Raw genomic sequence first — 24,851 nt, 5'->3', positions numbered from 1 at the left:
CCGGTCGTCCATGTCGGTTGCCGCCACCGCACTTGGCATCGCCCTGCTCGTCGACGTCCTGCGCGTCTGGCTGCCCTCGATCATCACCATCTTCGGCCAGGCCGCCGCCACGCCCGCCGAACTCATGGGCGCCTTCGCCCTGATGTGGTTCGTCCTCGCGCTCGGCGCCCCGCCACTGGTCCGCCGGGTCGGTCCACGTCCCGTGCTGCTCGCCGCCGCGATCGTGCTCGGCGGTTGCCGGGCCGGCCTCGGCGCCACCGACGGCGGTCAGGTGCAGCTCTACGTGGCCAGCTTCGGCCTGCTCGCCGGACTGGTGTGGCTCGCCGCCACCGCCGCCGGAACCGCCGATCCGACCCCCGGACTGGTCCTCGGCCTGGCCGCCGGCACCGTACTGCACACCGCCCTGGACACCCTGGACCTCACCTGGCGGACCGATCCGCTGTCCTGGGTGCTGACCGGTGCCATGGTCGCCGCCTTCCTCGCCCTGAGCTGGCGGGCCGAATCCGCACCCGGGCCGGTCCGGGCCGCGCCGTGGCTGCTCGTCGGGCCGGCCCTGCTGCTCTCCGGGATGATCGCCGGATCGCCGGCCCTGGCCACCACGGCGGTGTCCTATCTGTACGGCGGCGCGGCCGGAACCGCCGGATCCAACCCGCTGGGCGACACCTGGCCCGGGGTGGTCACCGCGGCGGCGGTCGCGCTCTTCGCCGGCGCCGGGCTGGCCCGCCCGCCCCGCGGCCCGATGCGCTGGCTGGCACCCGTGCCGTTGCTGGCCGGCACGGTCATGTTCGTCGTGCCGCCGACCACCCTGCTGATCCCGGCGATCCTGCTGACCGCCGTCGGGCTCGGTGCCTGCCTGGCCCAGGCCGCCCCCGCTGCCCCCGTCGTCCCGGCGGCCCCCGCCGCCCCGCAAGCCCCCGCCGCTCCGGAAGCCGCCGCTGCCACCGGTTCCGCTGCCGCCGCCACCACCCGGGGACCGGCCGGGGTGCCGGGCTCCGGGCGACCCGGAATGCGCGCCGGATTCGCCGTCGTGGGCGGGATGGTGGTCTTCGCCGTCGGCGCGGTGCTCTACTACTCCGCCTACGACCTCGGCTACCCCAACCAGTGGGTACCGGTCGTCCTGGCCCTGTTCGTCGCGGCGGTCGTGATGCGGCGCCCCGTACGCCGACCGGGATCCGCGGTGCGCCGGCCCCTTCTCGTGACCGTGGCGGCGGCCGTCGCCACCCTGCTCGCCGCGGTCGCCGTACCGAACAACGCGGTGCAGGTCCGCGAACCGGAACCCGGCCCGGTCCGGGTGGTCGCCTACAACGTCCGGATGGGCTTCGGGCTCGACGGGCGCTTCGACCTCGCCGGGCTGGTCGACGTCGTCGCCGGGCAGCGGGCCGACGTCGTCGCGCTCAGCGAGGTCGACCGGGCCTGGCTGCTCAACGGCGGCCACGACACCCTCGCCCTCATCGCCGACCGGCTCGGCATGCGGTACGTCTTCGCGCCCGCCGCCGACGCCGTGTGGGGCGACGCGATCCTGACCCGGCTGCCGGTGACCGAGACCCGTACCGTGCGTCTCACGCCCGTCGGCGCTCCCACCGGGGCGCAGGCCCTGGCCGCCGTCCTGGACACCGGCATCGGCGAACTGGTGGTCGTCTCCACCCACCTCCAGCCGCCACCGGACGACGGGCCGGTCGTGCAGGCCGGCGAGGTGGTCCGCTTCGCCACCGGGTACGCCGCCGGGCGGCCACTGGTGGTCGCCGGCGACTTCAACACCGAGCCGGGCGATCCGGCGTTCCAGGTGTTCACCGACGCCGGCCTGGTCGACGCGCTGGCGCCGGCCCGACCACTGCCGACCGCGCCGGCCGACGCCCCGGACGAGCAGATCGACCACATCTTCGTCTCGGCCGGGCTGACCGCGACCGACGCCGCCGCGCCGCCCAGTACCGCCTCCGACCACCTCGCGGTCGCCGTCACCCTCGACCGCGCCCGGACGTGACGCCGCTCGCCCGATCCGCCCGCCCGCCGCTCGCCTGACGGCGCCCGACGGCCCGCCCGCCGCTCGCCCGGACCGGTACCGCTGTTCGACGCCACAGCGAATTCGGCGTACGCACAGCGAATTCGCTGTGCGCCCGGGCGGCACACCCGCCACCGGGCGGACACCCGACACCTGGGCGGGCCGAAGCCGGACGCTGTCCGGGATCAGGCCGCGTCCGGGATCAGATCGCGTCCGGGATCAGGCCGCGCGTCCGGGGTCAGACGGCCGCCGGGTCGAGTCGGTCGGCACCGACCAGACGCTCACCGGCGAACGCCAGCAGCCAGCCGGTGCCCTTCGGCGTGTAAAAGTCGCCCGCAGCCCCACCGGCCAGGGCGGCCAGCGCCGCCGGCAGCACCTTGCCCTGACTGCACACCACCGACCGCCGCCCGGCCGTCGCCAGCTCGACCAGCCGGCCGGCGGCGGCCAGGGCGTTCTCGTCCCCGTCCTGACCCGGCACCGGCTCGTCGAAGCCCGAGTCGACCTCGATCGGCAGGTCGAGCCGGTCGGCGAGCGGGGCGAGCGTCTGCACGCACCGCCGCGGCGCCGCCGACACCAGCCGCTCCGGCCGGACCACGGCCAGCAGTCCGGCCAGCCCGGCCGCCTGGACCCGCCCGGCCGCGTCCAACTCCCGGGCCACGTCCGGACCGGTCCAGGTCGCGCGTTTGCCAGCCCTGGCGTGCCGTACGACGGCCAGCACGGCCGTCACCCGGGGCAGCAGGGCGAACTCGCGTACGACGGTCGCGTCGTGCGCGTACGTCAGCAGTCCCGCCGCTGCCCCGACCGGCAGCCAGCGCATCGCGTCGACCTCGGTCTCGTGCTGGAAGCCGCCGCGGTCGACGGCCCGCACCGACCAGTAGTCGACCGACTTCGGTGTGCCGTCGCGCATCCCGTAGCGGATGCCCGACAAGCGGACCTGCGGCACCCCACCGACGTCAGCCTCTTCGGCGATCTCCCGTACTGCCGCGAGCAGCGGATGCTCACCCGGTTCGAGCTTGCCCTTCGGCAGGGTCCAGTCGTCGTAGCGGGGCCGGTGCACCACACAGACCTCGACCTCGCCGGAGCCGGCCGGCCGCCACACCACGCCGCCCGCGGCGCGGATCGGGACGGTCACGGCAGCCACGCGACGAGCTGATGCTCGGTGGCCTGGCTCCACCGCTGCGGGAACTCGGCCCGGACCCGGTGGATGATCTGGCGTTCCCGCTCGGCGAGTCGCCCGGCGGTCACCGCGAGCGCGTGGTCGGCGGGGTGCTCGGCGGCGATCGACAGCCAGGCGTCGGCGGCCACCGCCGCGTCCTGGTGCTCGCCGAGCAGATCCTGCACCTTCGACAGGGCCTTGCCCAGGTTCCGGGCCGGTGCGCCGACGACCGGCTTGACGGCGTTGACCGCGTACCTGGCCTTCTTGCCGTCGATCCGGGTGTCGTGCCAGCGCTCGTCGGGATCGGTCGGGCCGAGTTCGCCGGCACCGTCGACGCCGTCCGCGCCGAACACCAGCCGGCGCCACGGCTTGGCCACCAGCCGGGGGAGTACGTCGGCCGCCGGCTGCCCGGCCCGCTTCGTCAGCCGCGGCTCGCGGGCGGCGGCCACCAGCTCCTCGACCAGGGCGGCGTAGCGGTCGGACGTCAGGACCTCGTCGAGGGCCGCCAGCGCCGACTCCTGCCGTACGGCCAGCACCTGGTCGATCCGGGCGACCGCCGCCTCGTCGAGCGGGCTGAGCGGGTCGCCGGTGGCCGTGCGGCGCAGCCGGTCGCGCAGCACCTCGGCGTCGCGTGGCCCGCCGAGCGCGTCGGCGAGCCACTTCACCTCGTCGCGCAACGCCCGCGACCATGACGACTTCGTCAGCGGCCGGAACGTACGCAGGTCGCTACGCAGCCGCCGGCAGCCGACCCGCATCTGGTGCACGGCGGTGTCGTCGCCGACCGGCACCCGCAGCCGGACGAGCGGGTCGTGGGCGAGGATCCGCCGGACGTGCTTGCGAACCGCGTCGGTGACCACGTCGCCGGCCGTCGGCTCGTCCGGCAGCCCGGCCGGGGCGACCAGGTCGGGACCCTCCTGCGCGGCGGGGCCGAGGGCGCGTACGAGCTTGGGGGTGAACCCGCCGGACCGCGCCCCGGCCGCGCACAACACCTCACCGACCCGGTCGAGCAGTTCGGCGTCGCCGTCCCCCAGCTCGACCTCGATCTCGCGGAACGTGGCGCGGACCTTGCGCCCGTCCAGCACGGATACCGCGTCGTCGGCGACCTCGGCCAGCAGCCGGTCGTCGGCGTCCCGCAGCTCGTACGCCCGGCGGACGGTCCGCACGACCGCGACCGGGGCCAGCGCCGCGCCCCGCGAGTAGGCGGTCACCAGCGCGGACAGTTCGGCCGGCAGCTGGCCGGGCCGGCCGGGCCGGGACACCTCGTGCCGCCGGCCCGGCAGGTCGGCCGGGAACTTCACCGTCCACGGCAGCGGGTCGCCCTTACGGTGCCGGAGCGACGCCCCGGCCCGCGCCAGCCGCAGATCGGACGTGTCGAGATAGGTCGCGGTCAGGGTGGCCGGCGACCGCTCCACCACCCGTCCCCCGTCCGGCAGGGCCGGGGCCAGGTCGGGGACCGCGTACGCCGGATCGGCCTCGTACTTGCGTTCCTCCTCCAGCATGTCGGCCAGCCTAACCAGATCTTCCGGCCCGCCGCTCAGCTCGCGCCGCCGACGACGCGGCGCAGCAGCGCCTCCTGCAGGTGCACCAGCGGGGTGTCGTCGCTGCTGACCCGCCGGGCCCAGGTGCCGTCACCGGCCAGCTCGAACGCCTCCACGTCGTCACTCATGCACGACGAGATGATGTGGTCCAGTTCGGCGCGGGCGACCGGGTCGGTGACCCGTACCAGCGCCTCGACCCGCCGGTCGAGGTTGCGGTGCATCAGGTCCGCCGAACCGATCCAGAACTCGGCCGACTCGTCGGCGCCGAACCGGAACACCCGCGAGTGCTCGAGGAACCGGCCGAGGATCGACCGGACCCGGATGTTGTCGGAGAGCCCGGGTACGCCCGGCCGCAGCGTGCACATCCCGCGGATGACCAGTTCGACGCGTACGCCCGCGCGCGACGCCCGGTAGAGCGCGTCCACGATGTCCTCGTCGACGAGCGAGTTCACCTTGATCTGGACCAGGCCCCGGCCGCCCCGCCGGGTCTGCTCGATCTGCTGGTCGATGCGCTCGATGATGCCGCTGCGCACCCCGTGCGGCGCGACCAGCAGCCGGCGGTAGGCGGTCTGCCGGCTGTAGCCGGTGAGGACGTTGAACAGGTCGGTCAGGTCGGCACCGACCTCCGGGTCGGCGGTCAGCATCCCGAAGTCCTCGTACAGCCGGGCGGTCTTCGGGTGGTAGTTGCCGGTGCCGATGTGGCAGTAGCGGCGGATCTGGTTGCCCTCCTGCCGTACGACCAGCGCGGTCTTGCAGTGCGTCTTGAGCCCGACCAGGCCGTAGACGACGTGGCAGCCGGCCCGTTCCAGCATCCGCGCCCAGCCGATGTTGGCGACCTCGTCGAAGCGCGCCTTCACCTCGACCAGCACCACCACCTGCTTACCGGCGGCGGCGGCGTCGATCAGCGCGTCGACGATCGGCGAGTCGCCGGACGTACGGTAGAGGGTCTGCTTGATCGCCAGCACGTTCGGGTCGGCGGCGGCCTGCTCGATGAACCGCTGCACGCTGGTGGAGAACGAGTGGTAGGGGTGGTGGACCAGGATGTCGCCGTCACGGACCACGGAGAAGACGCTGCGCGGCACCTCGCCCTCGACCAGCCGGGGATGGGTCGCGGGTACGAACGGCCGCTCCTTGAGATCGGGCCGGTCGACGGCGTCGTAGATCTGCCACATCGACGACAGGTCGAGCAGGCCCGGCACCCGCAGGACGTCGTGGCTGTCCATGTCCAGCTCACGTACGAGCAGGTCGAGCACGTGGTCGGAGACCGACGCGGCGACCTCCAGCCGGACCGGCGGGCCGAACCGGCGCCGGGCCAGTTCCCGCTCCAGGGCCTGGAGCAGGTCCTCGTCGCGGTCCTCGTCGACCTCGACCTCGGCGTTGCGGGTCACCCGGAACAGATGGCACTCGACGACCTGCATGCCCGAGAAGAGCTGCCCGAGCTGGGTGGAGATCAGGTCTTCGACCGGCAGGAACCGGGCCGGCCGGCTCGGACCCACCGGTACGAACCGGGGCACGTTGTTGGGCACCTTGACCCGGGCGAACAGTTCCGACCCGCCATCGGGGTCACGCACCACCACGGCCAGGTTCAGCGAGCGGCTGGAGATGTACGGGAACGGGTGCGCCGGGTCGACCGCGAGCGGCGTCAGCACCGGGAAGATCGCCTCCCGGAAGTAGGTCCGCAACTGCTCACGCTCGCCGGCGTCCAGGTCGGCCCACCGCACCAGGTGGACGTCCTCGGCGGCGAGCCGCGGCAGTACGTCGTCGACGAAGCAGCGGGCGTGCCGGGCGACCAGGCCGGCGGTCTTCTCGGCGATCAGCTCGAGCTGGGTGCGCAGCGGCAGCCGGTCGCCGCCGCGCATCGGCAGGCCGGCCTGGAGGCGGCGCTTGAGACCGGCGATCCGGACCATGAAGAACTCGTCGAGGTTGCTGGCGAAGATCGCCAGGAACTTCGCCCGCTCCAGCAACGGTGTCGCCGGGTCCTCGGCGAGGGCGAGCACCCGGGCGTTGAAATCGAGCCAGGACAACTCCCGGTTGAGGAACCGGTCCTCCGGCAGCGGCTCCAGCGTCGCCGGGTGCACGCCGTCCGGCGGCGGCGAGTCGGTCGGGTCGTGCGCGACCGACGGCGCCCGGTCCGGGTCGGGATCACCGGTGCCGGCCGGCGGCTCGGGGCGCGGCGGAACACCCGGGCTCAGCGCCGTCGTCGAGTTGTCGCGCCGGACGAATCGCCCGTTGGAACCACGCCGTCGGACCTGGCCACGCGGCACCGGCGGGCGCTCGTCGTCGGGCGTCGGTGACTGGTCGGCACGGGACTGGCGCTGGTGCGGGGGGCGGCGGCCGGCTGGATTCGTCACCCATTCATCATCACCCGATCCGGGTGACCGCCAAATCAACATGCCACATTTCGATCATTGAAATGTAGGTAACGTGACCCTGCTGACCTGCCCGGACTCGTCGTGCTCGACCCGGACCCGCTGACCCGGGCGCAGCAGCCGCAACCCCGACGCGTCGAAGGCCGGCGCCCCGAACGCGATCTCGTCGCCGTCGTCGAGCAGCAACGTCCCGGAGCGGGTGAGCGGATCGTAGGTGGCGACGGTCCCCTGCATGCCAGCACCGTACCCGCGCGCCTCGTGCCCCGCACCTGTCACGCGTCGCGCCCCGCCCCTGCCGCGCCCCGCCGCCTGCCGCCTGCCGCGCCCCGCCGCCTGCCGCCTGCCCCCCGCCGCCTGTCGCCCCCAGTCCGCCGATCATGGAGAAAACGTGGCGTTTCCCGCCCGACTTGTGAACATCATCCCCATGATCGCGTGTCGGGTCGCGTGAACGATGTGCGTGGATGGGGCGGGTCACAAGGAGACGCGGTTGATCTGGGCGGGAGAGACCTTATCGAGCCTGGATAAGGTCTCTCCCGCCCAGATCAGCAAGGACCACCAACGGGCGCTTCCACGACAACCGCCCCAGTCCTCCGTAGTCGGGCGGTTCTCGCCGTCACCTTCGCTCATCTCCGAGGTGTCCGGCGGCGGCCGGGACGAGGGCGGCGCTGTGGCGACCCAGGCCGAGGCCGGCGGCGGCGGCGAGGTCGGCGGGAGTGTCGACGTCACGGCGTAGGGTCGGCCACCCGCCGGTGAGCGGCAGCGCGCCCGAGGCGGCGTGCCGGGCGGCGGAGTCGACCCCGAAGCGTGGATCGAGGGGTACGCCGGGCGGGGCGGTGAGCAGCACCGTGCCCGTGCCCGGCGCGTCGGCCAGGAACCGGCGCCCCGGCCGGCCCGGCGCCGGCCGCCGCGCGGTGGGGGGAGCGGAGCCCCACCCGGCACCGCCCAGGTCGACCGCCCCGCCCATGGCCGCCCCACCCTCGCCCGCCCCGCGCACGGCCACCGTGCCCTCGCCCGGCCCGCCGACGGTCGGCCCGCCGACGGTCGGCCCGCCCACGGTCAGCCCTCCCAGGGCCTCCCGCAGCGCGCCGGCGAGATCGGCCGGGCGTAGTGCCGGCAGGTCGGCGGCGAGCGCCGCCACCCACCGGTCGGTAGCCAGCGACGCACCGTGGGCCACGGCCGCGTTGAGGCCGGCGTCCGGGACGTCGGGCACCACCGAGGCGCCCAGCGCGGCCAGGGCCGGCCCGGCGATCGGGTCGTCGGTGACCACCAGCACCCGGTCGACCGGCGGGCAGGCGAGCACCGCGGCGACGGTGTCGAGGGCGATCGCCAGCGCCAGCCGCGCGTGCGCCTCGGCGCCCGGGTCGGCCAGCGCGCCGCGCAGCCGGCTCTTCGCCGTGGCCAGACGCTTGACCGGCACCACCACGACCCACGTCGGCTCCCGCACGCGCCAATCCTGCCAGCCCGGCACGTGGCCGACCCTGCCTGGTCGTACCCAGGTGGAACGGGCATGATTTCGCTTCGAGCCCCCGGTACCCGGAGAATCGGCCGCGGCAACGATCGCGGCACCGGTCGGACCGTGGCCGGTGTGGAAACGAGGAGGCAGCGTGGCGCGGCGCAGGCTGGGGTTCTGGCGGCGTTTGGTGGTGGTCGTCGTCAAGCCGGTCCTCACCCTGTGGACCCACCGGACCTGGTCGGGTGCGGAGCACCTCGCCACCGGCGGCGGCGTCATCGTCGTGGCCAACCACATCTCGCACGCCGACCCCCTGGTCTGCGGGCACTTCGTCTACGACGCCGGCCGCTGGCCGCAGTTCCTCGGCAAGGCGAGCGTGTTCCGGGTCCCGGTCGTCGGCCGCATGTTGCTCAAGGTCAAGCAGATTCCGGTCGAGCGGGGCACGACCGACGCCGCGAAGTCGCTCGACCTGCTGGTCGCGGCGGTCAAGGCCGGCGGTGCCGTGGTGGTCTATCCCGAGGGGACGACCACCCGGGAGCCCGAACTGTGGCCGATGCGGGGCAAGACCGGCGCCGCCCGGCTCGCCCTGGCCACCGGTGCGCCGGTCGTGCCGGTGTCGATGTGGGGTCCGCAGCAGATCTTCGACCCGCGGACGAAGAGGTTCAGCCTCCGGCCGCGTATCCCGGTCGAGGTGAAGGCCGGGCCGCCGGTGGACCTCGAACGGTGGACCGGTGCCGCACCGACCAAGGCGACCCTCGACGAGATGACAGAGGAGATCATGTTGCACTTGCGTGACCTGCTCGCCGAGATCCGTGGCGGCACACCCCCACCGCTGTGGCAGCCGACCGCGCCGGAATCCGGGGCGGGCCGGTGAGCGAGCGTAGCGGGCGGGCCCCGGGTGGGCACGTGGCGGTCCTGGGGGCCGGCTCCTGGGGAACCGCCTTCGCGAAGGTGCTCGCCGACGCGGGCAACGAGGTGACCATCTGGTCGCGGCGCGAGCAGGTCGCGGCGACGATCCGCGCCACCGGCACCAACCCCGACTACCTGCCCGGCCTGCGGTTGCCGGCGAACGTGACGGCCACCGCCGACGCCGGCAAGGCCATCTCCGGGGCGTGGCTGGTCGTGCTGGCCGTACCGTCGCAGACCCTGCGGGGCAACCTCGCGGAGTGGGCCTCGTTCGTCGGTTCCGACGCCACCCTCGTCTCGCTGATGAAGGGCATCGAACTCGGCACCACCAAGCGCATGAGCCAGGTGATCGTGGAGACGGCCGGGGTGGCCGCCGACCGGGTCGTCGTGGTCTCCGGCCCCAACCTGGCGCCCGAGATCGCCGCCGGGCAGCCGGCCGCCACCGTGGTCGCCTGCACCGACACCGACCGCGCCACGCTCGTGCAGAACGCGGTGACGACGTCGTACTTCCGCCCGTACACCAACGGGGACGTGATCGGGACCGAGCTGGGTGGGGCGGTCAAGAACGTGATCGCGCTCGCGTACGGCATCGCGACCGCGATGCGGCTCGGCGACAACACCAAGGCCACCCTGATCACCCGTGGGCTGGCGGAGACCGCCCGGCTCGGTGTCGCGCTGGGTGCCGACCCGCTCACCTTCGCCGGTCTGGCCGGCCTCGGCGACCTGGTCGGCACCTGCACCTCGCCGCTGTCACGCAACCGGACCTTCGGCGAGCACCTGGGCCGCGGTGAGAGCCTGGAGCAGGCGCAGGCCGCGACCCGGCAGACCGCGGAAGGGGTCAAGAGCTGCCTCGCCATCCGTGACCTGGCCCGCGCCCACGGGGTCGAGATGCCGATCACCGAGCAGGTCGAGCGGGTCTGCCACGAGGGGGTCGATCCCCGGGTGGCGCTGACCGCGCTGATGAGCCGTACCACCAAGCCAGAGTGACGCCGACGGACCGGGAGCGACGATGAGCCAGACCGACGGGTACGGCGACGGCACCCGCTGCGTGCACGCCGGGTTGCCCGAGCCGGCGCCGGGGGAGCCGTTCCTGCCCGGGCCGGTGTTCGCCGCGCCGTACCACCTCGATCCCGCCGGCGGCGACGCGGCCGCGGGCCGGGACTGGTACGGCCGCCCCGGCAACCCGACCCGGCGCAACCTGGAAGCCGCCATCGGCGAGCTGGAGGGCGGCGACTGCCTCGCCTTCGCCAGCGGGCAGGCGGCGCTGACCGCGCTGCTGCTCTCCCTCGTGCGGTCCGGTGACACCGTCGTGCTGCCGGCGGACGGCTACTTCACCGTGCGGGCGTTCGCGGACTCGGTGCTGGCGGCCAACGGGGTGACGGTGCGGACGGTGCCGACAGCCGGTCCGCACCCGTCGTTCGAGGGCGTACGGCTGGTGTTGCTGGAGACCCCGGCCAACCCCGGCCTGGACGTCTGCGACATCGCCGACCTCGCCGCGCGGGCGCACGCCGCCGGCGCCCTGCTCGCCGTCGACAACACCACCGCGACACCGCTCGGCCAGCGCCCGCTCGACCTCGGCGCCGACCTCGTCGTCGCGTCCGGCACCAAGGCGCTCACCGGCCACTCCGACCTGCTGCTCGGCTACCTGGCGACCCGGTCACCGGAGCTGCTGGCAACGGTCCGCACCTGGCGGGACACCACCGGCTCGGTGCCCGGCCCGTTCGACGCCTGGCTCGCCCACCGCTCGCTGGCAACCCTCGACCTGCGGCTGGCCCGGCAGTCGGCCAACGCGGCCGCCGTCGCCCGGGCGCTGCGGTCGCGCTCCGACGTCTCCGGCGTACGGTGGCCCGGCCTCGAGGACGACCCGGCGTATCCGGTGGCGAGCACCCAGATGCGGCGGGTGCCCGGGATCGTCGCGTTCGACCTCGGCAGCGCCGAGCGGGTGGCGCGCTTCCTGTCGGCCGCCGAGCTGGTGTTCGCCGCCACGTCGTTCGGCGGCCTGCACACCACCGCCGACCGGCGCGCGCAGTGGGGCGACGACACCGCACCCGGCTTCGTACGCCTCTCCTGCGGCGTCGAGGACACCGCGGACCTGGTGGCCGACATCGGCCGGGCGCTGGACCGGTCGGCCTAGCCGGTGCCGGACGTCGCCGCGATCGTCGGTCGGCTGCGGGCCGCCGGCTGCGTCTTCGCCGAGGAGGAGGCCGCGCTGCTGGTCGCCGCCGGCGGTGGCGCCGCCGACCTGGCCGACCGGGTCGCCCGCCGGGTCGCCGGCCTGCCCCTGGAGCACGTGCTCGGCCGGGTCGACTTCGCCGGCCTGCGGCTCGCCGTCGAACCCGGGGTGTTCGTGCCGCGCCGCCGTACCGAACTGCTCGTCCGCCGTGCCGTCGAGCTGACCGGGCCGGACGCGACCGTCGTCGACCTGTGCTGCGGCTGCGGCGCGGTCGCCGCCGCCGTGGCGCACCGGATCCGGCCGGCCCGGCTGGTCGCCGCCGACGTCGATCCGGCCGCCGTCGGCTGCGCCCGGCGCAACCTCGCCCCGTACGGCGGGCGGGTGTACGCGGGTGACCTGTTCGACGCGCTGCCGGCCGGGCTGGCCGGCGACGTCGACCTGCTCGTGGCGAACGTGCCGTACGTGCCGACCGACGCGGTGGCGCTGCTGCCGCCGGAGGCCCGGCTGCACGAGCCCCGCGCGGCGCTCGACGGCGGCCCCGACGGCCTGGACGTGCTGCGGCGGGTCGCCGGTCGGGCCACCGGCTGGCTGGCGCCGGGCGGGCACCTGGTCGTGGAGACGGGTGCGGCGCAGGCGGTGGCGGCCGCGCGGATCATGGCGGACAGCGGGCTTGCCGCCGCGGTCGTACATGATGAAGATCTTGGAGCCACCGTCCTGTCCGGCCGTCGCCCGGCGGATGGGCTTACTCCGGTCATCGACCCGCGGACCGAGCACGCAGAGTAGGGTCTGCCGGGTGGACGCGGGTAGCGCCGCGACGGACCGGCTGCGCCAGATCCGGGCAGCCGAGAACGAGTAAGGAGCCTGCGTGACGAGCCCACGGAAGACCCGGGTCGCCATCGTCTTCGGCGGTCGCAGCACCGAACACGGGATCTCCTGCGTGAGTGCCGGTGCCGTGCTCGCCGCCCTCGACCCCGACGAGTTCGAGGTCGTGCCGATCGGCATCACCCGCGACGGCCGCTGGGTGCTCACCGACGGTGACGCTTCGCAACTCGCCATCGCCCAGCGCCGGCTGCCCGAGATCACCGTCGACTCGGGTCAGATGGTGGTGCTGCCCGCCGACCCGGTCGGCAACAACCTGCTGATCCTCGACCCGATCCGCGGCGGCCAGGCACTCGACGGCGTCGACGTGGTGTTCCCCACCCTGCACGGCGCGTACGGCGAGGACGGCACCATCCAGGGTCTGCTGGAGATGGCCGGCATCCCGTACGTCGGGGCGAACGTCTTCGCCTCGGCGGCCGCCATGGACAAGGAGTTCACCAAGAAGCTCGCCGCCGTCGAGGGCATCCCGGTCGGGCCGTACGCGGTGCTGCGCAACGGCGTGACCCTGTCCGAGGAGGACAAGGAGCGCCTGGGGCTGCCGGTCTTCGTCAAGCCGTCGCGCGCCGGTTCGTCGTACGGCATCAGCAAGGTCAGCGACTGGGCCGACCTCGACGCGGCGGTGGCCGCCGCCCGGCAGATCGACCCGAAGGTGCTGGTCGAGGCGGCGATCGTCGGTGCCGAGGTGGAGTGCGGCGTGCTGGAGGGCGAGGCCGGCGGGGCGCCGGAGGCGTCGCTGCTCGCCGAGGTGCGTGTCGTCGAGCAGGGGCACGACTTCTACGACTTCGAGGCGAAGTATCTCGACAACTCCTGCGAGTACGACATCCCGGCCAACCTGCCGGAACACGTGGCCCGACAGGTCCAGGAGTACGCCTGCCGTACGTTCACCGCGCTCGACTGCGCCGGACTGGCCCGGGTCGACTTCTTCGTCACCCCGGACCACACGGTCTATCTCAACGAGATCAACACGATGCCGGGGTTCACGTCGACGTCGATGTTCCCGCGGATGTGGGCGGCCACCGGGCTGGAGTATCCGAAGCTGGTCAGCCGGCTGATCCGTACCGCCCTGCGGCGCGGCTCCGGCCTGCACTGAGCGACCGGCCCGCCGGGCTTTCCCGGCCAACGGGATACGCGGGCCGGCCGGGCACGCGGGCCGGCGGGATACGCGGGCCGGCGGGATACGCGGGCCGGCGGGATACGCGGGCCGGCGGGATACGCGGGCCGGCGGGATACGCGGGCCGGCCCGCGGTCAGCCGGTGCAGCCGGACGGGATTCCGGACGTCGCCGACGGGACCGACTCGACGATCGAGTCGGACAGCGGCGCCAGCCACTGCAACGCCTCCGGGTAGGCGCGCGGCACGGTCACCCGCACCGGCACCTCGCGGTCGACCGTGGTGAGGACCACCGCGTCGGTCTGCTCGACCGAGTGCCAGCAGACCCGGCTGACGACCCAGACCGGGTCGGTGGGCGGGAACTCGGCGGCCGGCACCCCGCAGGCGACCGTGATCGGCGGCTCGCCGTACGCCGCGTTCTGCTCCGCGCCGGCGGTCACCGGCCGCTGCCGCAGATCGCGCACGGTCGGCGGGATCTGCGACAACAGGGCACGGCAGACGACGGCGGGCCGCTCGGCCAGCTCCGGTGCGGCCATCTCGACCGGCGTCGCCAGCTGCCCCGCGGCCGGGTCGGCAGACGGCGAGGGGCCGGCGATCGGTCCGCCGCCGTTGATCTGGGAGAAGGCGAAGAGCCCGACGAGGACGGCGATCGGCAGCGCCACGACGGTCGCCCAGATCGCCGCCTGCCGGGTGGTGCGGTCCGGACCCGCGTCGCGGTCCGGTTCATGCGTGGGAGTGATCTGATCCACCACCTAGAGATGCACCACCGAACAGGTCAACGTGCGGGTGATCCCGGGCACCATCTGTACCTTGCTCACGATCAGCTTTCCCAGCTCGTCGACGGTGTGCGCCTCGCAGAGCACCACCACGTCGTACGGCCCGGTGACCGCGTCGACCCGGACCACGCCGGAGATATCCGTGATGGTTGCGGCCACGTCACGTGCCTTTCCGACCTCGGTCTGGATGAGGATGTACGCCTGGACCACGACCCCACTCCTGTCCGCCGCCGAGCGGCTCGCAGGTGAAACTACCGTACGGAGTAGGGGCTAACCATCACGGTAGCCAAGGGAGGCCGTCGCGTGAGTGTGGCGAGGACCGGTGAGTTCGGGCTGATCGCCCGGGTCACCGCCCGGTTGCAGGTGGGGCCGACCGCGCTGCTGGGCCCGGGCGACGACGCGGCGCTGGTGGCTGCCCCGGACGGGCGCGTCGTGGCATCGACCGACGTGCTCGTGGAGGGGCGGCACTTCCGGCGTGACTGGTCGACCGCCGAGGACATCGGGCACCGGGCGGCGGCGGCCAACCTCGCCGACATCGCGGCGATGGGGGCCGGCCCGACCGCGCTGCTCGTCGCGCTGTGCGTACCGCCCGGGCTCGACGTGCGGTGGGCCGAGGACCTCGCCGACGGGCTGGCCGCCGAGGCGGCGAAGGTGGGTGCCTGCGTGGTCGGCGGCGACATGTCGTCGAGCCCGACCCTGACCATCGCGGTGACCGCGCTGGGTGACCTGCACGGCATCGCCCCGGTGCTGCGCGGCGGGGCCCGGCCGGGCGACGTGGTGGCGCTCGCCGGCAGGGTCGGCTACGCGGCGGCCGGATACACCGTCCTGTCCCGTGGGTTCCGTACCCCGAAGCTGCTCGTGGAGTCCTACCGGCGGCCGGACGTGCCGTACGCGGCCGGGCCGGCGGCGGCGCGGCTCGGGGCGACGGCCATGATCGACGTGTCGGACGGGCTGCTCGCCGACCTGGGCCACATCGCCACCGCGAGCCGGGTGGCGGTCGACGTGACGCGGGACGCCTTCGAGATCCCCCGGCAGATGCGGGACGCCGCACACGCCCTGGGTGTCGACCCCTACCAGTGGGTGCTCGGCGGCGGCGACGACCACGCGCTCGCGGCGACGTTTCCGGACACGCTGGCGTTGCCGCCGGAGTGGAAGGTGATCGGCCGGGTCGTCGAGGGGGATGGCGTCACGGTCGACGGCCGGCCGTACAAGGGGCCGTCGGGCTGGGACCACTTCCGCTAGGCCCGCCGCCGCCTCCGGGCCGGCCGCGCTGCCGCCTCCGGGCCGGCCGCGCTGCCGCCTCCCGGCCGGCCCCGCCGGGCGGTCGGCCGGGGCGATCGTGACCCCCACCCCACAGGGGTAAGGGCCTTTGGTCCATCTACCCTTTACCGGTGAGTGACATCGAGATCCGCACGGTCCGCTACGGCTCGCTGGTCGCGCAGCAGCTCGTGGCGAGCGCGCTGGCAGACCTGGGCCAGCGGTACGGCGGCAGCGGCGACGACACCCCCGTCGACGCCGCCGAGTTCGACCCGCCGGCCGGTGCCTTCCTCGTCGCGTACGTCGACGGGGAGCCGGTCGCCTGCGGCGCGTGGCGCAGTCACGGCGACAGCGGCGAGGTGGGCGAGATCAAGCGCATGTACACCGCGCCCGCGGCCCGCGGTCGTGGCCTGGCCCGGGTGGTGCTGGCCGCGGTGGAGCGGTCGGCGCGTGAGCACGGCCGGAAGCGACTCGTGCTGGAGTGCGGCGACAAGCAGCCCGAGGCGATCGCGCTCTACGAGTCGTCCGGCTTCGAACGGATCCCCAACTTCGGCTACTACCGGGACGCGCCCGGCTGCATCTCGTTCGCGCGCGCCCTGTAGTCAGCGGTTGCCGGTCCGGACCGGCAACCGCTGATTCGGCGCACGCGAACAGCCGCCGGGTCGTGGTGACCCGGCGGCTGGCCGGAAGAATGCGGTGACGCGGACGCGTCAGGCGCGGGTGACCTTGCCCGCCTTGATGCAGGAGGTGCACACCTTCAGCTTGCGGGTGGTGCCACCACCGGCCGGGGTACGCACCGACTGGATGTTCGGGTTCCAGCGGCGGTTGGTCCGCCGGTGCGAGTGGGAAACGTTGTGGCCGAAGCCCGGTCCCTTGCCACAGACGTCACACACGCTAGCCACGGGATACTCCTGGGGAATCTGCTCGTTCGGTCGATCGCCGGCGGGAACCTGGCCGGTCACCGTCCCGCTCGCGGGCACGGATGACCAGGGTCGCCGGGCAACCTGGTCAGGTTACCCGATACCCCGGCCGACCAACGAATCGCCCCCGGCCCACCAACATGATCCGCGTGATCAGGGGCCTGGCACCCCGACCCGCCGACGACACGCGGGACGCGTTCCCTGATCACGCGGATCGTGGCGCTGGACGGCGGGTGTCGGGCGGCGCAAGTAGGCTCATCGCCGTGCTGGACACCCTGGACGCCGCGGCCGTGCGTCGATGGTGTGCGGACGGCCTGGCCGCGCTGCGGCGCCACCAGGAGGAGATCGACCGGCTCAACGTCTATCCGGTGCCCGACGGCGACACGGGCACCAACCTCGTGCTCACCCTCGCCTCGGCGCACCAGGCGCTCACCCTCGACCTCGACAACTCGCCCGAGGGATCGCGCCCGCCGCACAGCCGGGTGCTGCGGCTGATGGCGCGCGGGGCGCTGCTCGGCGCGCGGGGCAACTCGGGCGTGATCGTGTCGCAGATCCTGCACGGGCTGGCCGACGCGCTGGCCGGCGCCCCCGAGGTCCGTGGCCGTGACCTGGCCGGGGCGCTCGACGTGGCGGCCTCGGCCGCCTACGCGGCGGTCGCGAGCCCGGTCGAGGGCACGGTGCTGACGGTCGTGGCCGCCGCGGCCCGGGGCGCGGCCACCGCCGACTCCGACGACCTGGCGACCGTGGTCCGGGCGGCGTCCCGGTCGGCCGCCGAGGCGCTCGCCCGCACGCCGGAGCAGTTGCCGGTCCTGGCCCGGGCCGGGGTGGTCGACGCGGGCGGACGCGGCCTCTGCGTCCTGCTGGACGCCCTGACCGCGGTGGTCACCGGCACCGGGCCCGAGCCGCCCGGAACGCGGCCGACCGAGACGACCCCGCCGGCCCCGACCCCGCCGGCCCCGGAGCCGCCCGCCGCCGCGGACCCGCCCGCCGACGGCAACCGGACGTCGGTCCGGGCGCCGGCCGTCGTCGCCCGCGAGGCCGGCTCGCCGGAGTTCGCGTACGAGGTCCGATTCCTGCTCGACGCGCGGCCGCCCGCCCTCGAGCGGATGCGCGCCACCCTGGCCGCCCTCGGCGACTCGCTGGTCGTGGTCGGCACCGGCGCCGACGACGAACTGCCCACCTGGCACGTGCACGTGCACGTCAACGACATCGGCGCGGCGATCGAGGCCGGGATCGCCGCCGGCCGGCCCTACCAGATCGCGGTCACCCGCTTCGCCGACCAGGTCGACGCCGCCCCGGCGGTGGAACCGACCGGCCCGCCGGCCGGCCCGGCGGGCCGGGGCGCCGTCGTGGTCGCGGCCGGTGACGGCCTCGCCGCCCTGTTCGTCGCCGAGGGGGCGGTGGTGGCCGCCGGCCGGCCGTCGACCGGCGAACTGCTCGACGCGATCCGGGCGACCGGGGCGATCCACGTGGTGGTGCTGCCCAACGACCCCAACGCCCAGGCGGTCGCCCGCGCCGCCGCCGAGGAGGCCCAGCACCTCGGGTTGCGGGTCAGTGTGGTGCCGACCCGGTCGCCGGTGCAGGCACTCGCCGCGCTGGCCGTACGCGATCCCGGTCGCCGGTTCGACGACGACGTGATCGAGATGGCCGAGGCGGCCGGGGCGTGCCGGTCGGCGGAGGTCTGCTTCGCCAGCCGGGAGGCGTTGACGATGGCCGGCCGGTGCCAGCCGGGCGACGTACTGGCGCTGGTCGAGGGTGAGGTGCACGTGATCGGCACCGACCTGCTGGCGACCTGCGAGGCGCTGCTGGACCGGATGCTCGGCGGCGGCGGCGAGCTGGTGACCATGCTGCTCGGCGCCGACGCCCCGACCGGCCTGGACGAGGCGTTGCGCGGCTACGCGGCACGCCGGTGGCCGTTCGTCGAGGTGCAGACCTACGACGGCGGCCAGCCGTTCTATCCGTTGCTGGTGGGGGTGGAATGACCGAGCCGTCGACGGCGGACACGCCGCTGAAGAAGCTGGTGGGCGACAAGACCGCGCGGGCGCTGGCCGACAAGCTCGACCTGCACACCGCCGGTGACCTCGTCTACCACTTCCCGCGCCGTTACGACGAGCGCGGCGAGCACACCGACATCCGGTCGCTGGAGGTCGGCGAGGACGTCACCGTCCTCGGCCAGGTCCGGCAGGCGACCGTACGCCCGATGCGGCAGCGGCGCGGCAACCTGCTGGAGGTGACCGTCGGCGACGGCTCCGGCGGGGTGCTGACGCTGACGTTCTTCGGCAACCAGGCGTGGCGCAGCCGGGAACTGACCCCGGGCCGGTGGGGGCTGTTCGCCGGCAAGGTGACGGAGTTCCGCGGCAAGCGCCAGCTCAACGGGCCGGAATACGTGCTGCTCGGCGACGGGCCGGCGGACGGCGAGGTGGCGGCCGCGGGCGAGATCGAGGAGTTCGCGGGTGCGCTGATCCCGGTCTACCCGGCCGCGGCGGCGGTGCCGACCTGGACCATCGCCCGGTGCGTACGGGTCGTCCTGGACACCTTCACCCCGCCGGACGACCCGCTGCCGGCGACCGTACGCGCCACCCGGAACCTCGTCGGGCTGGGCACCGCGCTGCGCGAGATCCACCGGCCGTCCACGAAGGAGGAACTATTCCGGGCCCGGCGGCGGCTGAAGTGGGACGAGGCGTTCGCCGTGCAGTTGACCCTGGTGCAGCGCAAGCACCGGGCGGCCGACCGGCCGGCCCGGGCCCGGCCCGGGACCGACGGGGGCGTGCTCGCCACCTTCGACGGCCGGCTGCCGTACGAGCTGACCGCCGGGCAGCGCCAGGTCGGCGACGAGATCGCCGCCGACCTGGCGACGGCCCACCCGATGCACCGGCTGCTCCAGGGCGAGGTCGGCTCCGGCAAGACCGTCTGCGCGCTGCGCGCGATGCTCCAGGTGGTCGACGCGGGCGGCCAGGCGGCGCTGCTGGCCCCGACCGAGGTGCTCGCGGCCCAGCACCACCGGGGCATCCTCGGCCTGCTCGGCCCGCTCGGCCGGCCGGGTGAACTGGACGGCGACCCGGCCGGCACCGGCGTCGCGCTGGTCACCGGCTCGCTGGGCGCCGCCGCCCGCCGGCAGGCCCTCGACGAGGTCGCCAGCGGCCGGGCCGGGATCGTGGTAGGCACCCACGCCCTGCTCTACGAGGGCGTCGAGTTCGCCGACCTCGGCCTGGTGGTCGTCGACGAGCAGCACCGGTTCGGGGTGGAGCAGCGTGACGCCCTGCGGGCCAAGGCCGAGCAGCCGCCGCACGTGCTGGTGATGACGGCCACCCCGATCCCGCGCACGGTGGCGATGACCGTCTACGGCGACCTGGAGGTCTCGACACTCTCCCAGCTGCCGCGCGGCCGGTCGCCGATCGCCTCGCACGTCGTACCGGCCAGCGAGAAGCCGGCCTACCTGGAGCGGGCCTGGCGCCGGCTGCGCGAGGAGGTGGCCGCCGGCCATCAGGCGTACGTCGTCTGCCCGCGGATCGGCGAGGACTCGTCGTCGCCGGAGGAGGCGGCCGCCGAGGTCGACGAGTCGGGGCGCCGGCCGCCGCTGGCCGTGCTCGACGTCGCGCCGCTGCTCGCCGACGGGCCGCTGCACGGCCTGCGGATCGGGGTGCTGCACGGCCGGCTGCCGGCCGACGAGAAGGACGCGGTGATGCGGACGTTCGCCGCCGGTGATCTCGACGTGCTGGTCGCGACGACGGTGATCGAGGTCGGGGTCGACGTACCCAACGCGACCGTGATGATCGTGTTGGACGCCGACCGGTTCGGGGTGTCGCAGTTGCACCAGTTGCGCGGCCGGGTCGGCCGGGGCCAGGCCGCCGGGCTCTGCCTGCTGGTCACCGAGATGGCCGAGGGATCGTCGGCCCGGGAGCGGCTCGACGCGGTGGCGTCGACGACCGACGGATTCAAGCTGGCCGAACTCGACCTGGAACAGCGCCGGGAGGGCGACGTGCTGGGGGCGACGCAGTCGGGGCGGCGTTCGCACCTGCGGCTGCTGTCGTTGCTGCGCGACGCGGACCTGATCCGCGACGCGCGGGCGGAGGCGATCGCGCTGGTCGAGGAGGATCCGGAGCTGCTGCGGCATCCGGCGCTGGCCGCATCGGTGGCCGCCCTGGTCGACGAGGAACGCGCCGAATACCTGGAGAAGGGCTGACGGACGGGAGGGCCGGTCCGACCTCACGACAAACGGGGCGCGTCGGTCCGACCGGACCGACGCGCCCCGTGGCACGTCATGCTCAGGCGGTGAAGGTCACCCGACGGCGACGGGCCAGGTAGAACAGGACGCCACCGACGGCGAGCAGCAGCGCGGCACCGGCCGCGATGCCACCGGCCGCGGCACCGGTCAGCGGCAGGTCACCGCCGCCACCGCCGCCCGGGGCGGGGCAGTCCTCGGGCTTCTCCTCGTCCCAGGCGAAGGTGACCACGTCGTCCTCGTAGCCCTCGATCACGGCGTCGATGGTGAGGCCGGCGGAGCCGGCGAACTTGACGCTCTTGGACTCGCCCGGGGCGACAGTGATCTTCTGGACGTCACCGGTGCTCGGCGTGAAGACGGCGGTGAACGGCTCGCTGCCGTCCTCGGGGTTGGTCAGGCTGAAGGTCATGTCCTCGCAGCTGACCTCCAGGCCGGCGGTGGGGCAGCCTTCCGCCTCGGGCGCCGAGCCGGTGAACAGCGGCTTCTCCTGGCCGGCCTCGGTGACCGTGATCTCGCCGGCCTGCTCGGCCGGGATCTCCACCGTGTTCTCCTCGCCCGGGGCGACCTCGACGGACTTCTCGAAGCCCTCGGCGGTGACGACCTTGAACTTGGCCGGAGCGGTGGCGTCCTTGCCGTTGGTCAGGGTGACCTCGACCAGGCCGTCACAGTCGGTGACGATCGTGTACGTCGGCGCGGCCGTCGCCGGCGGCGGCTCCTCCTTCTCGCACACCCCGCCGAGGGTGATCGTCTTCTTCTTCCACTTGGTGTCCTCGTGGCCGCTGTCCCAGGCGCCCTTGACCTGCAGCGAGGCCGTCTGGGTGGTGCCCGGCAGGCGCTGGGTGCCGGTCAGCGGGGTGTGCGGGTCGAGCGGGTAGCCGTCGCCCTCGGTGACGGCGATGCCGGTCACCGGGACGGGCTTGGCGAGGACCTCGTAGAGCCGGTAGCCGGTCGACTCGGCGGGAGCGACGCTGGTGACGGTCCAGTCGACGACCCATTCACCGGTGGTGGTGTCGCAGGCGGCCTTGCCGTCGACCACGCTGTGGTGGGCGCTGGCGGGCGAGGCGACCGCGACCGCGGCGGCTAGGCCGAGGAACGCGGCGCCGACGACGGCGAGCGGTCGCCGCAGCGACAGCTTGGAAGAGATCACGCGTACTCCTGGGGTGGAAGCTCTCAGGCACGACGCCGGGGGGTGGTGGCGCGCTCACCGAACGGGCGCGACCAGCGGCGGCGACGTGCGCCGGCGGCGAACATGCGCCGGCACAGCGCCAGACCATATCGGCTCGCGGCGCGCACCGGTGGCCCTCATGGACCGCTAAGGACGCTGATACGCATCCGAGATCTTTGATCTACGGAAAGCTGCCCGCCGCGCACCGAGGGTGGCATGGTCATCGTCCGACCGGCGGCCGGACGGCGCTGCTCGTCGCGTAGCGTCGAGGCGGTCCTCGCCCGTGTGGACGGCGACGGGACGGACGGTTGGAGGTGTCATGACGCGGATCGTCGCCGGGACGTTCGGCGGACGGCGGATCGCCGCACCGCCGGGTGGGCAGACCCGGCCGACCTCCGACCGGGTCCGTGAGGCCCTGTTCAGCGCGTTGGACACCCGGGTCGACCTCGACGGGGCCCGGGTCGCCGATCTCTACGCCGGGTCCGGCGCGCTCGGCCTGGAGGCGCTGTCGCGGGGCGCGTCCCACGTGCTGCTCGTCGAGTCCGACCAGCGGGCCGTCCGGACCATCCGGGAGAACGTGGCCGCCCTGCGGGGCGGCCCGGCGGTCCGGGTCGTGACCGGCAAGGTCGGCACCGTGCTGGCCGCCGGGCCGCCGGACGGGGAGCCGTACGACGTGGTCCTGGCCGACCCGCCGTACGCCGTGCCGGACGACGAGGTCACCGCGATGCTGGCCGCCCTCGTCGATGGCGGTTGGCTGGCGGCGGACGCCGTCGTGGTGGTCGAACGGGCGACCCGGGGCGGCGCGGTCACCTGGGTGGAAGGCGTCACGGGCGAGAACGTCCGGCGTTACGGCGAGACCACGCTTTGGTACGGTCGCCGATCATGAGACGTGCGGTGTGCCCAGGCTCGTTCGATCCGGTGACCAACGGACACCTAGACATCGTCGGCCGGAGCAGCCGGCTCTTCGACGAGGTGATCGTCGGAGTGTTGATCAACCAGTCCAAGCAGGGCCTGTTCACCGTCGACGAGCGGATCGAACTGCTGCGCGAGGTCACCGCCTGCTACGGCAACGTACGGGTCGAGTCGTTCCGCGGCCTGCTGGTCGACTTCTGCCGCGCGCAGGAGGCGAGCGTGGTGGTCAAGGGGCTGCGCGCGGTCAGCGACTTCGACTACGAGTTGCAGATGGCCCAGATGAACATCGGGCTGGCCGGCGTCGAGACCCTCTTCATGCCGACCAACCCGCTCTACTCCTTCGTCTCGTCGAGCCTGGTGAAGGAGGTCGCGAAGTGGGGCGGGGACGTGTCGGCGCATCTGCCGGAACCGGTCCTCGCCCGCCTGGCCGACCGCCTGCGCTCCGCGGGGGCGTGACAGGTCCGACGGGTGGTTTTCCGGCGGAAGGTCCCCGTACGGTCCGGGGTGCTCGCTTCGTCCGGCGACGCGCCGTGTCGGCCCGGGTCGGTCCTCCTGTCGCTCCCGCACCGCATGATTGGTTGAGCAGGGATCTGGGTCGACCCCGCATCATGTAGGTCGGCCGACGAACTACAGGGGTGAGGTGCCGGGTGGACCCGCTCGACCGCATCGACGAGATCATCGCCATCCTGGAGACGGCGCGGTCCGTCCCGATGTCGCGCAACAACTGCATGGTCGATCGTGGGGAGATGATCGGCATCCTCGACGAGCTGCGCGCCGAACTCCCCGGTGACCTGCGCAGGGCGGCGGCCCTGCTGGAGGAGCGCGACAAGATCATGGACGCCGGCAAGCGCGAGGCGGACCGGATCATCAGCGAGGGCGAGGCCGAACACGCCCGTCTCGTCTCGGTCAACGAGATCACCGTCTCGGCCGAGCACGAGGGCGCCCGGATCGTCGCCGAGGCCCGCGCCGAGGCGCAGCGGCTGCGTGAGGAGGTCGACGACTACGTCGACACCGCGCTGGCCAACTTCGAGCAGTTCCTCACCCGGGCGCTCGCCTCGATCGAGCGGGGGCGGGACAAGATGCACGCCCTGCGCGAGATCGGCAACTTCGGTGGCGAGGACACCGAACGCCCGCTGACTTTCTGACCACCCGTTCGGGGCCGCTGCTACGGTGCCCCGGTTCGACGCTGAGGTCCCTGCTCAGGTAACCTTCAACGTCGGCCTCGCACAGGCCGGAGTCTGACTATGCCCAAACATTCGCCGATCCACCTCGACCCCAGGTCGCCGCTGGTCCTCGACACGAGGGAGCTGCCGCGCCGGCCTGGCGCGTTGCGTACGGTCAAGCGGGTGGTGCCGGCGCCGGCAGACCTCGGACTGGAGCTGATCGGTGTGCCGGAAGGCGCCGACCTCGATCTCGACCTGAGACTCGAATCGGTGTCCGAGGGTGTGCTCGTCTCCGGAACCGTCAGCGGTTCCGTCCAGGGCGAGTGCGGGCGGTGCCTGCGCGCGATCGGAGACTCGCTGACCGTCACGGTCCAGGAGCTGTACGCCTACGAGAACAGCACCACGGACGAGACGACCGACGAGGACGAGGTGGGCCGGCTGCAGGGCGACCTGATCGACCTGGAGCCGGCGCTGCGGGATGCGGTGGTGCTCGCACTGCCGACCAACCCGCTGTGCCGAGACGACTGCCCAGGGCTGTGCCCCGAGTGTGGGGTGCAGTGGGACGAGCTGCCGGCTGACCACAGCCACCAGCAGATCGACCCGCGCTGGGCGAGCCTGTCGCAACTGACCCGTAAAGAGGAGTAGGAACCGTGGCCGTCCCCAAGCGCAAGATGTCGCGCAGCAACACCCGGTCCCGCCGGGCGCAGTGGAAGGTCGCGGCGGTCGCGACTGTGGCCTGCCCGCAGTGCCGGTCGCCGAAGCTGCCCCACACCGCCTGCACCGTGTGCGGCACCTACAACGGCCGCCAGGTCATCGAGGTCTGACGCCGGCCAGCGTGACGCCTCCGACTTCCGGTC

The 24,851-nt window shown here is 73.9% G+C and carries 24 protein-coding genes; 15 read left to right on the top strand and 9 right to left on the bottom strand.

Annotated features, from left to right (window positions below; genetic code table 11):
- Nucleotides 1–10 precede the first annotated feature (10 nt).
- Nucleotides 11–1,981 (top strand): endonuclease/exonuclease/phosphatase family protein, encoded by a 1,971-nt coding sequence (locus AB0M79_RS05865; protein WP_364208212.1) that lies wholly within the window; start codon nt 11–13, stop codon nt 1,979–1,981.
- A gap of 256 nt (nt 1,982–2,237) precedes the next feature.
- Here the strand turns inward: AB0M79_RS05865 and AB0M79_RS05860 are convergent, their stop codons facing one another.
- From AB0M79_RS05860 to AB0M79_RS05840, 5 genes are all read right to left on the bottom strand, one after another.
- The gene (locus AB0M79_RS05860; protein WP_364208209.1) at nt 2,238–3,131 is read right to left on the bottom strand and encodes a bifunctional NUDIX hydrolase/histidine phosphatase family protein; all 894 of its coding nucleotides are present in this window, start codon (nt 3,129–3,131) and stop codon (nt 2,238–2,240) included.
- On the bottom strand, nt 3,128–4,654 hold the full coding sequence (locus tag AB0M79_RS05855) for a CYTH and CHAD domain-containing protein (protein ID WP_364208207.1): 1,527 nt from the start codon (nt 4,652–4,654) through the stop codon (nt 3,128–3,130). Before AB0M79_RS05855 ends, AB0M79_RS05860 begins: the two co-directional genes overlap by 4 nt.
- A 35-nt stretch (nt 4,655–4,689) precedes the next feature.
- The gene (locus AB0M79_RS05850; protein WP_364208820.1) at nt 4,690–6,957 is read right to left on the bottom strand and encodes an RNA degradosome polyphosphate kinase; all 2,268 of its coding nucleotides are present in this window, start codon (nt 6,955–6,957) and stop codon (nt 4,690–4,692) included.
- A 141-nt stretch (nt 6,958–7,098) separates the two neighbouring features.
- Entirely contained in the window at nt 7,099–7,296 is a 198-nt protein-coding gene (locus AB0M79_RS05845) for a cold-shock protein (RefSeq protein WP_357532667.1), read from the bottom strand.
- Nucleotides 7,297–7,675: 379 nt separating this feature from the next.
- Nucleotides 7,676–8,506 (bottom strand): NTP transferase domain-containing protein, encoded by an 831-nt coding sequence (locus tag AB0M79_RS05840; protein ID WP_364208204.1) that lies wholly within the window; start codon nt 8,504–8,506, stop codon nt 7,676–7,678.
- 160 nt (nt 8,507–8,666) lie between these two features.
- On the opposite strand from AB0M79_RS05840, the gene AB0M79_RS05835 reads away from it, so the two are divergent.
- The 5 genes from AB0M79_RS05835 (at nt 8,667) to AB0M79_RS05815 (ending at nt 13,560) form a co-directional block, all read left to right on the top strand.
- The gene (locus AB0M79_RS05835; protein WP_364208201.1) at nt 8,667–9,386 is read left to right on the top strand and encodes a lysophospholipid acyltransferase family protein; all 720 of its coding nucleotides are present in this window, start codon (nt 8,667–8,669) and stop codon (nt 9,384–9,386) included.
- Entirely contained in the window at nt 9,383–10,405 is a 1,023-nt protein-coding gene (locus AB0M79_RS05830) for an NAD(P)H-dependent glycerol-3-phosphate dehydrogenase (protein WP_364208198.1), read from the top strand. Before AB0M79_RS05835 ends, AB0M79_RS05830 begins: the two co-directional genes overlap by 4 nt.
- Nucleotides 10,406–10,427: 22 nt before the next feature.
- Nucleotides 10,428–11,552, top strand: a complete 1,125-nt coding sequence (locus AB0M79_RS05825) for a cystathionine gamma-lyase (RefSeq protein WP_364208195.1) — start codon at nt 10,428–10,430, stop codon at nt 11,550–11,552.
- Between the two features lie 3 nt (nt 11,553–11,555).
- Nucleotides 11,556–12,374: a putative protein N(5)-glutamine methyltransferase gene (locus AB0M79_RS05820; RefSeq protein WP_364208192.1), complete on the top strand. Its 819-nt coding sequence runs from the start codon at nt 11,556–11,558 to the stop codon at nt 12,372–12,374.
- 82 nt (nt 12,375–12,456) lie between these two features.
- On the top strand, nt 12,457–13,560 hold the full coding sequence (locus AB0M79_RS05815) for a D-alanine--D-alanine ligase family protein (RefSeq protein ID WP_364208189.1): 1,104 nt from the start codon (nt 12,457–12,459) through the stop codon (nt 13,558–13,560).
- 156 nt (nt 13,561–13,716) lie between these two features.
- Here AB0M79_RS05815 and AB0M79_RS05810 read toward each other — a convergent pair whose 3' ends face one another.
- Together AB0M79_RS05810 and AB0M79_RS05805 are read right to left on the bottom strand one after the other, a co-directional pair.
- A complete protein-coding gene (locus AB0M79_RS05810) occupies nt 13,717–14,331 on the bottom strand; it encodes a DUF3515 family protein (protein WP_364208186.1) in 615 nt (204 codons plus the stop codon).
- Nucleotides 14,332–14,565, bottom strand: coding sequence for an Lrp/AsnC ligand binding domain-containing protein (locus tag AB0M79_RS05805; RefSeq protein ID WP_357532655.1), 234 nt, complete (start codon nt 14,563–14,565; stop codon nt 14,332–14,334).
- Between the two features lie 93 nt (nt 14,566–14,658).
- Between AB0M79_RS05805 and AB0M79_RS05800 the strand changes: the two genes are divergently transcribed.
- Together AB0M79_RS05800 and AB0M79_RS05795 are read left to right on the top strand one after the other, a co-directional pair.
- The gene (locus AB0M79_RS05800) at nt 14,659–15,597 is read left to right on the top strand and encodes a thiamine-phosphate kinase (protein WP_364208183.1); all 939 of its coding nucleotides are present in this window, start codon (nt 14,659–14,661) and stop codon (nt 15,595–15,597) included.
- Between the two features lie 149 nt (nt 15,598–15,746).
- Nucleotides 15,747–16,214, top strand: a complete 468-nt coding sequence (locus AB0M79_RS05795) for a GNAT family N-acetyltransferase (RefSeq protein ID WP_364208181.1) — start codon at nt 15,747–15,749, stop codon at nt 16,212–16,214.
- Between the two features lie 108 nt (nt 16,215–16,322).
- Here AB0M79_RS05795 and rpmB read toward each other — a convergent pair whose 3' ends face one another.
- Nucleotides 16,323–16,514, bottom strand: coding sequence for a 50S ribosomal protein L28 (gene rpmB / locus AB0M79_RS05790; protein ID WP_203899300.1), 192 nt, complete (start codon nt 16,512–16,514; stop codon nt 16,323–16,325).
- A gap of 281 nt (nt 16,515–16,795) precedes the next feature.
- Between rpmB and AB0M79_RS05785 the strand changes: the two genes are divergently transcribed.
- Entirely contained in the window at nt 16,796–18,514 is a 1,719-nt protein-coding gene (locus AB0M79_RS05785) for a DAK2 domain-containing protein (protein ID WP_364208176.1), read from the top strand.
- Entirely contained in the window at nt 18,511–20,715 is a 2,205-nt protein-coding gene (gene recG / locus AB0M79_RS05780; RefSeq protein WP_364208173.1) for an ATP-dependent DNA helicase RecG, read from the top strand. Before AB0M79_RS05785 ends, recG begins: the two co-directional genes overlap by 4 nt.
- Before the next feature lie 82 nt (nt 20,716–20,797).
- Here recG and AB0M79_RS05775 read toward each other — a convergent pair whose 3' ends face one another.
- Nucleotides 20,798–21,901 (bottom strand): cell wall anchor protein, encoded by a 1,104-nt coding sequence (locus tag AB0M79_RS05775; protein WP_364208170.1) that lies wholly within the window; start codon nt 21,899–21,901, stop codon nt 20,798–20,800.
- A gap of 337 nt (nt 21,902–22,238) precedes the next feature.
- On the opposite strand from AB0M79_RS05775, the gene rsmD reads away from it, so the two are divergent.
- The 5 genes from rsmD to rpmF all read left to right on the top strand — a co-directional run bounded on the left by rsmD (nt 22,239) and on the right by rpmF (nt 24,818).
- Nucleotides 22,239–22,805, top strand: coding sequence for a 16S rRNA (guanine(966)-N(2))-methyltransferase RsmD (rsmD, locus tag AB0M79_RS05770; protein ID WP_364208167.1), 567 nt, complete (start codon nt 22,239–22,241; stop codon nt 22,803–22,805).
- Nucleotides 22,802–23,287, top strand: a complete 486-nt coding sequence (gene coaD / locus AB0M79_RS05765) for a pantetheine-phosphate adenylyltransferase (RefSeq protein WP_364208164.1) — start codon at nt 22,802–22,804, stop codon at nt 23,285–23,287. The genes rsmD and coaD overlap by 4 nt, the downstream gene beginning before the upstream one ends.
- Before the next feature lie 191 nt (nt 23,288–23,478).
- A complete protein-coding gene (locus AB0M79_RS05760) occupies nt 23,479–23,976 on the top strand; it encodes a hypothetical protein (RefSeq protein WP_357535711.1) in 498 nt (165 codons plus the stop codon).
- A gap of 99 nt (nt 23,977–24,075) precedes the next feature.
- The gene (locus AB0M79_RS05755) at nt 24,076–24,639 is read left to right on the top strand and encodes a YceD family protein (protein WP_364208161.1); all 564 of its coding nucleotides are present in this window, start codon (nt 24,076–24,078) and stop codon (nt 24,637–24,639) included.
- Nucleotides 24,640–24,644: 5 nt separating this feature from the next.
- Nucleotides 24,645–24,818: a 50S ribosomal protein L32 gene (rpmF, locus tag AB0M79_RS05750; protein ID WP_357535714.1), complete on the top strand. Its 174-nt coding sequence runs from the start codon at nt 24,645–24,647 to the stop codon at nt 24,816–24,818.
- Nucleotides 24,819–24,851 lie beyond the last annotated feature (33 nt).

It is taken from the genome of Polymorphospora sp. NPDC051019, from assembly GCF_040683055.1.
GTDB lineage: Bacteria > Actinomycetota > Actinomycetes > Mycobacteriales > Micromonosporaceae > Polymorphospora > Polymorphospora lycopeni.
This window is presented reverse-complemented; position numbering and strand designations above follow the sequence as displayed.

Excerpts from the sequence above, each read along its gene's own strand:
- AB0M79_RS05865 (WP_364208212.1), top strand. The coding sequence starts at position 11 with ATGTCGGTTGCCGCCACCGCACTTGGCATCGCCCTGCTCGTCGACGTC.
- AB0M79_RS05855 (WP_364208207.1), bottom strand. The coding sequence starts at position 4,654 with ATGCTGGAGGAGGAACGCAAGTACGAGGCCGATCCGGCGTACGCGGTC.
- AB0M79_RS05845 (WP_357532667.1), bottom strand. The coding sequence starts at position 7,296 with ATGCAGGGGACCGTCGCCACCTACGATCCGCTCACCCGCTCCGGGACG.
- AB0M79_RS05825 (WP_364208195.1), top strand. The coding sequence starts at position 10,428 with ATGAGCCAGACCGACGGGTACGGCGACGGCACCCGCTGCGTGCACGCC.
- recG (WP_364208173.1), top strand. The coding sequence starts at position 18,511 with ATGACCGAGCCGTCGACGGCGGACACGCCGCTGAAGAAGCTGGTGGGC.
- rsmD (WP_364208167.1), top strand. The coding sequence starts at position 22,239 with ATGACGCGGATCGTCGCCGGGACGTTCGGCGGACGGCGGATCGCCGCA.
- coaD (WP_364208164.1), top strand. The coding sequence starts at position 22,802 with ATGAGACGTGCGGTGTGCCCAGGCTCGTTCGATCCGGTGACCAACGGA.
- AB0M79_RS05755 (WP_364208161.1), top strand. The coding sequence starts at position 24,076 with ATGCCCAAACATTCGCCGATCCACCTCGACCCCAGGTCGCCGCTGGTC.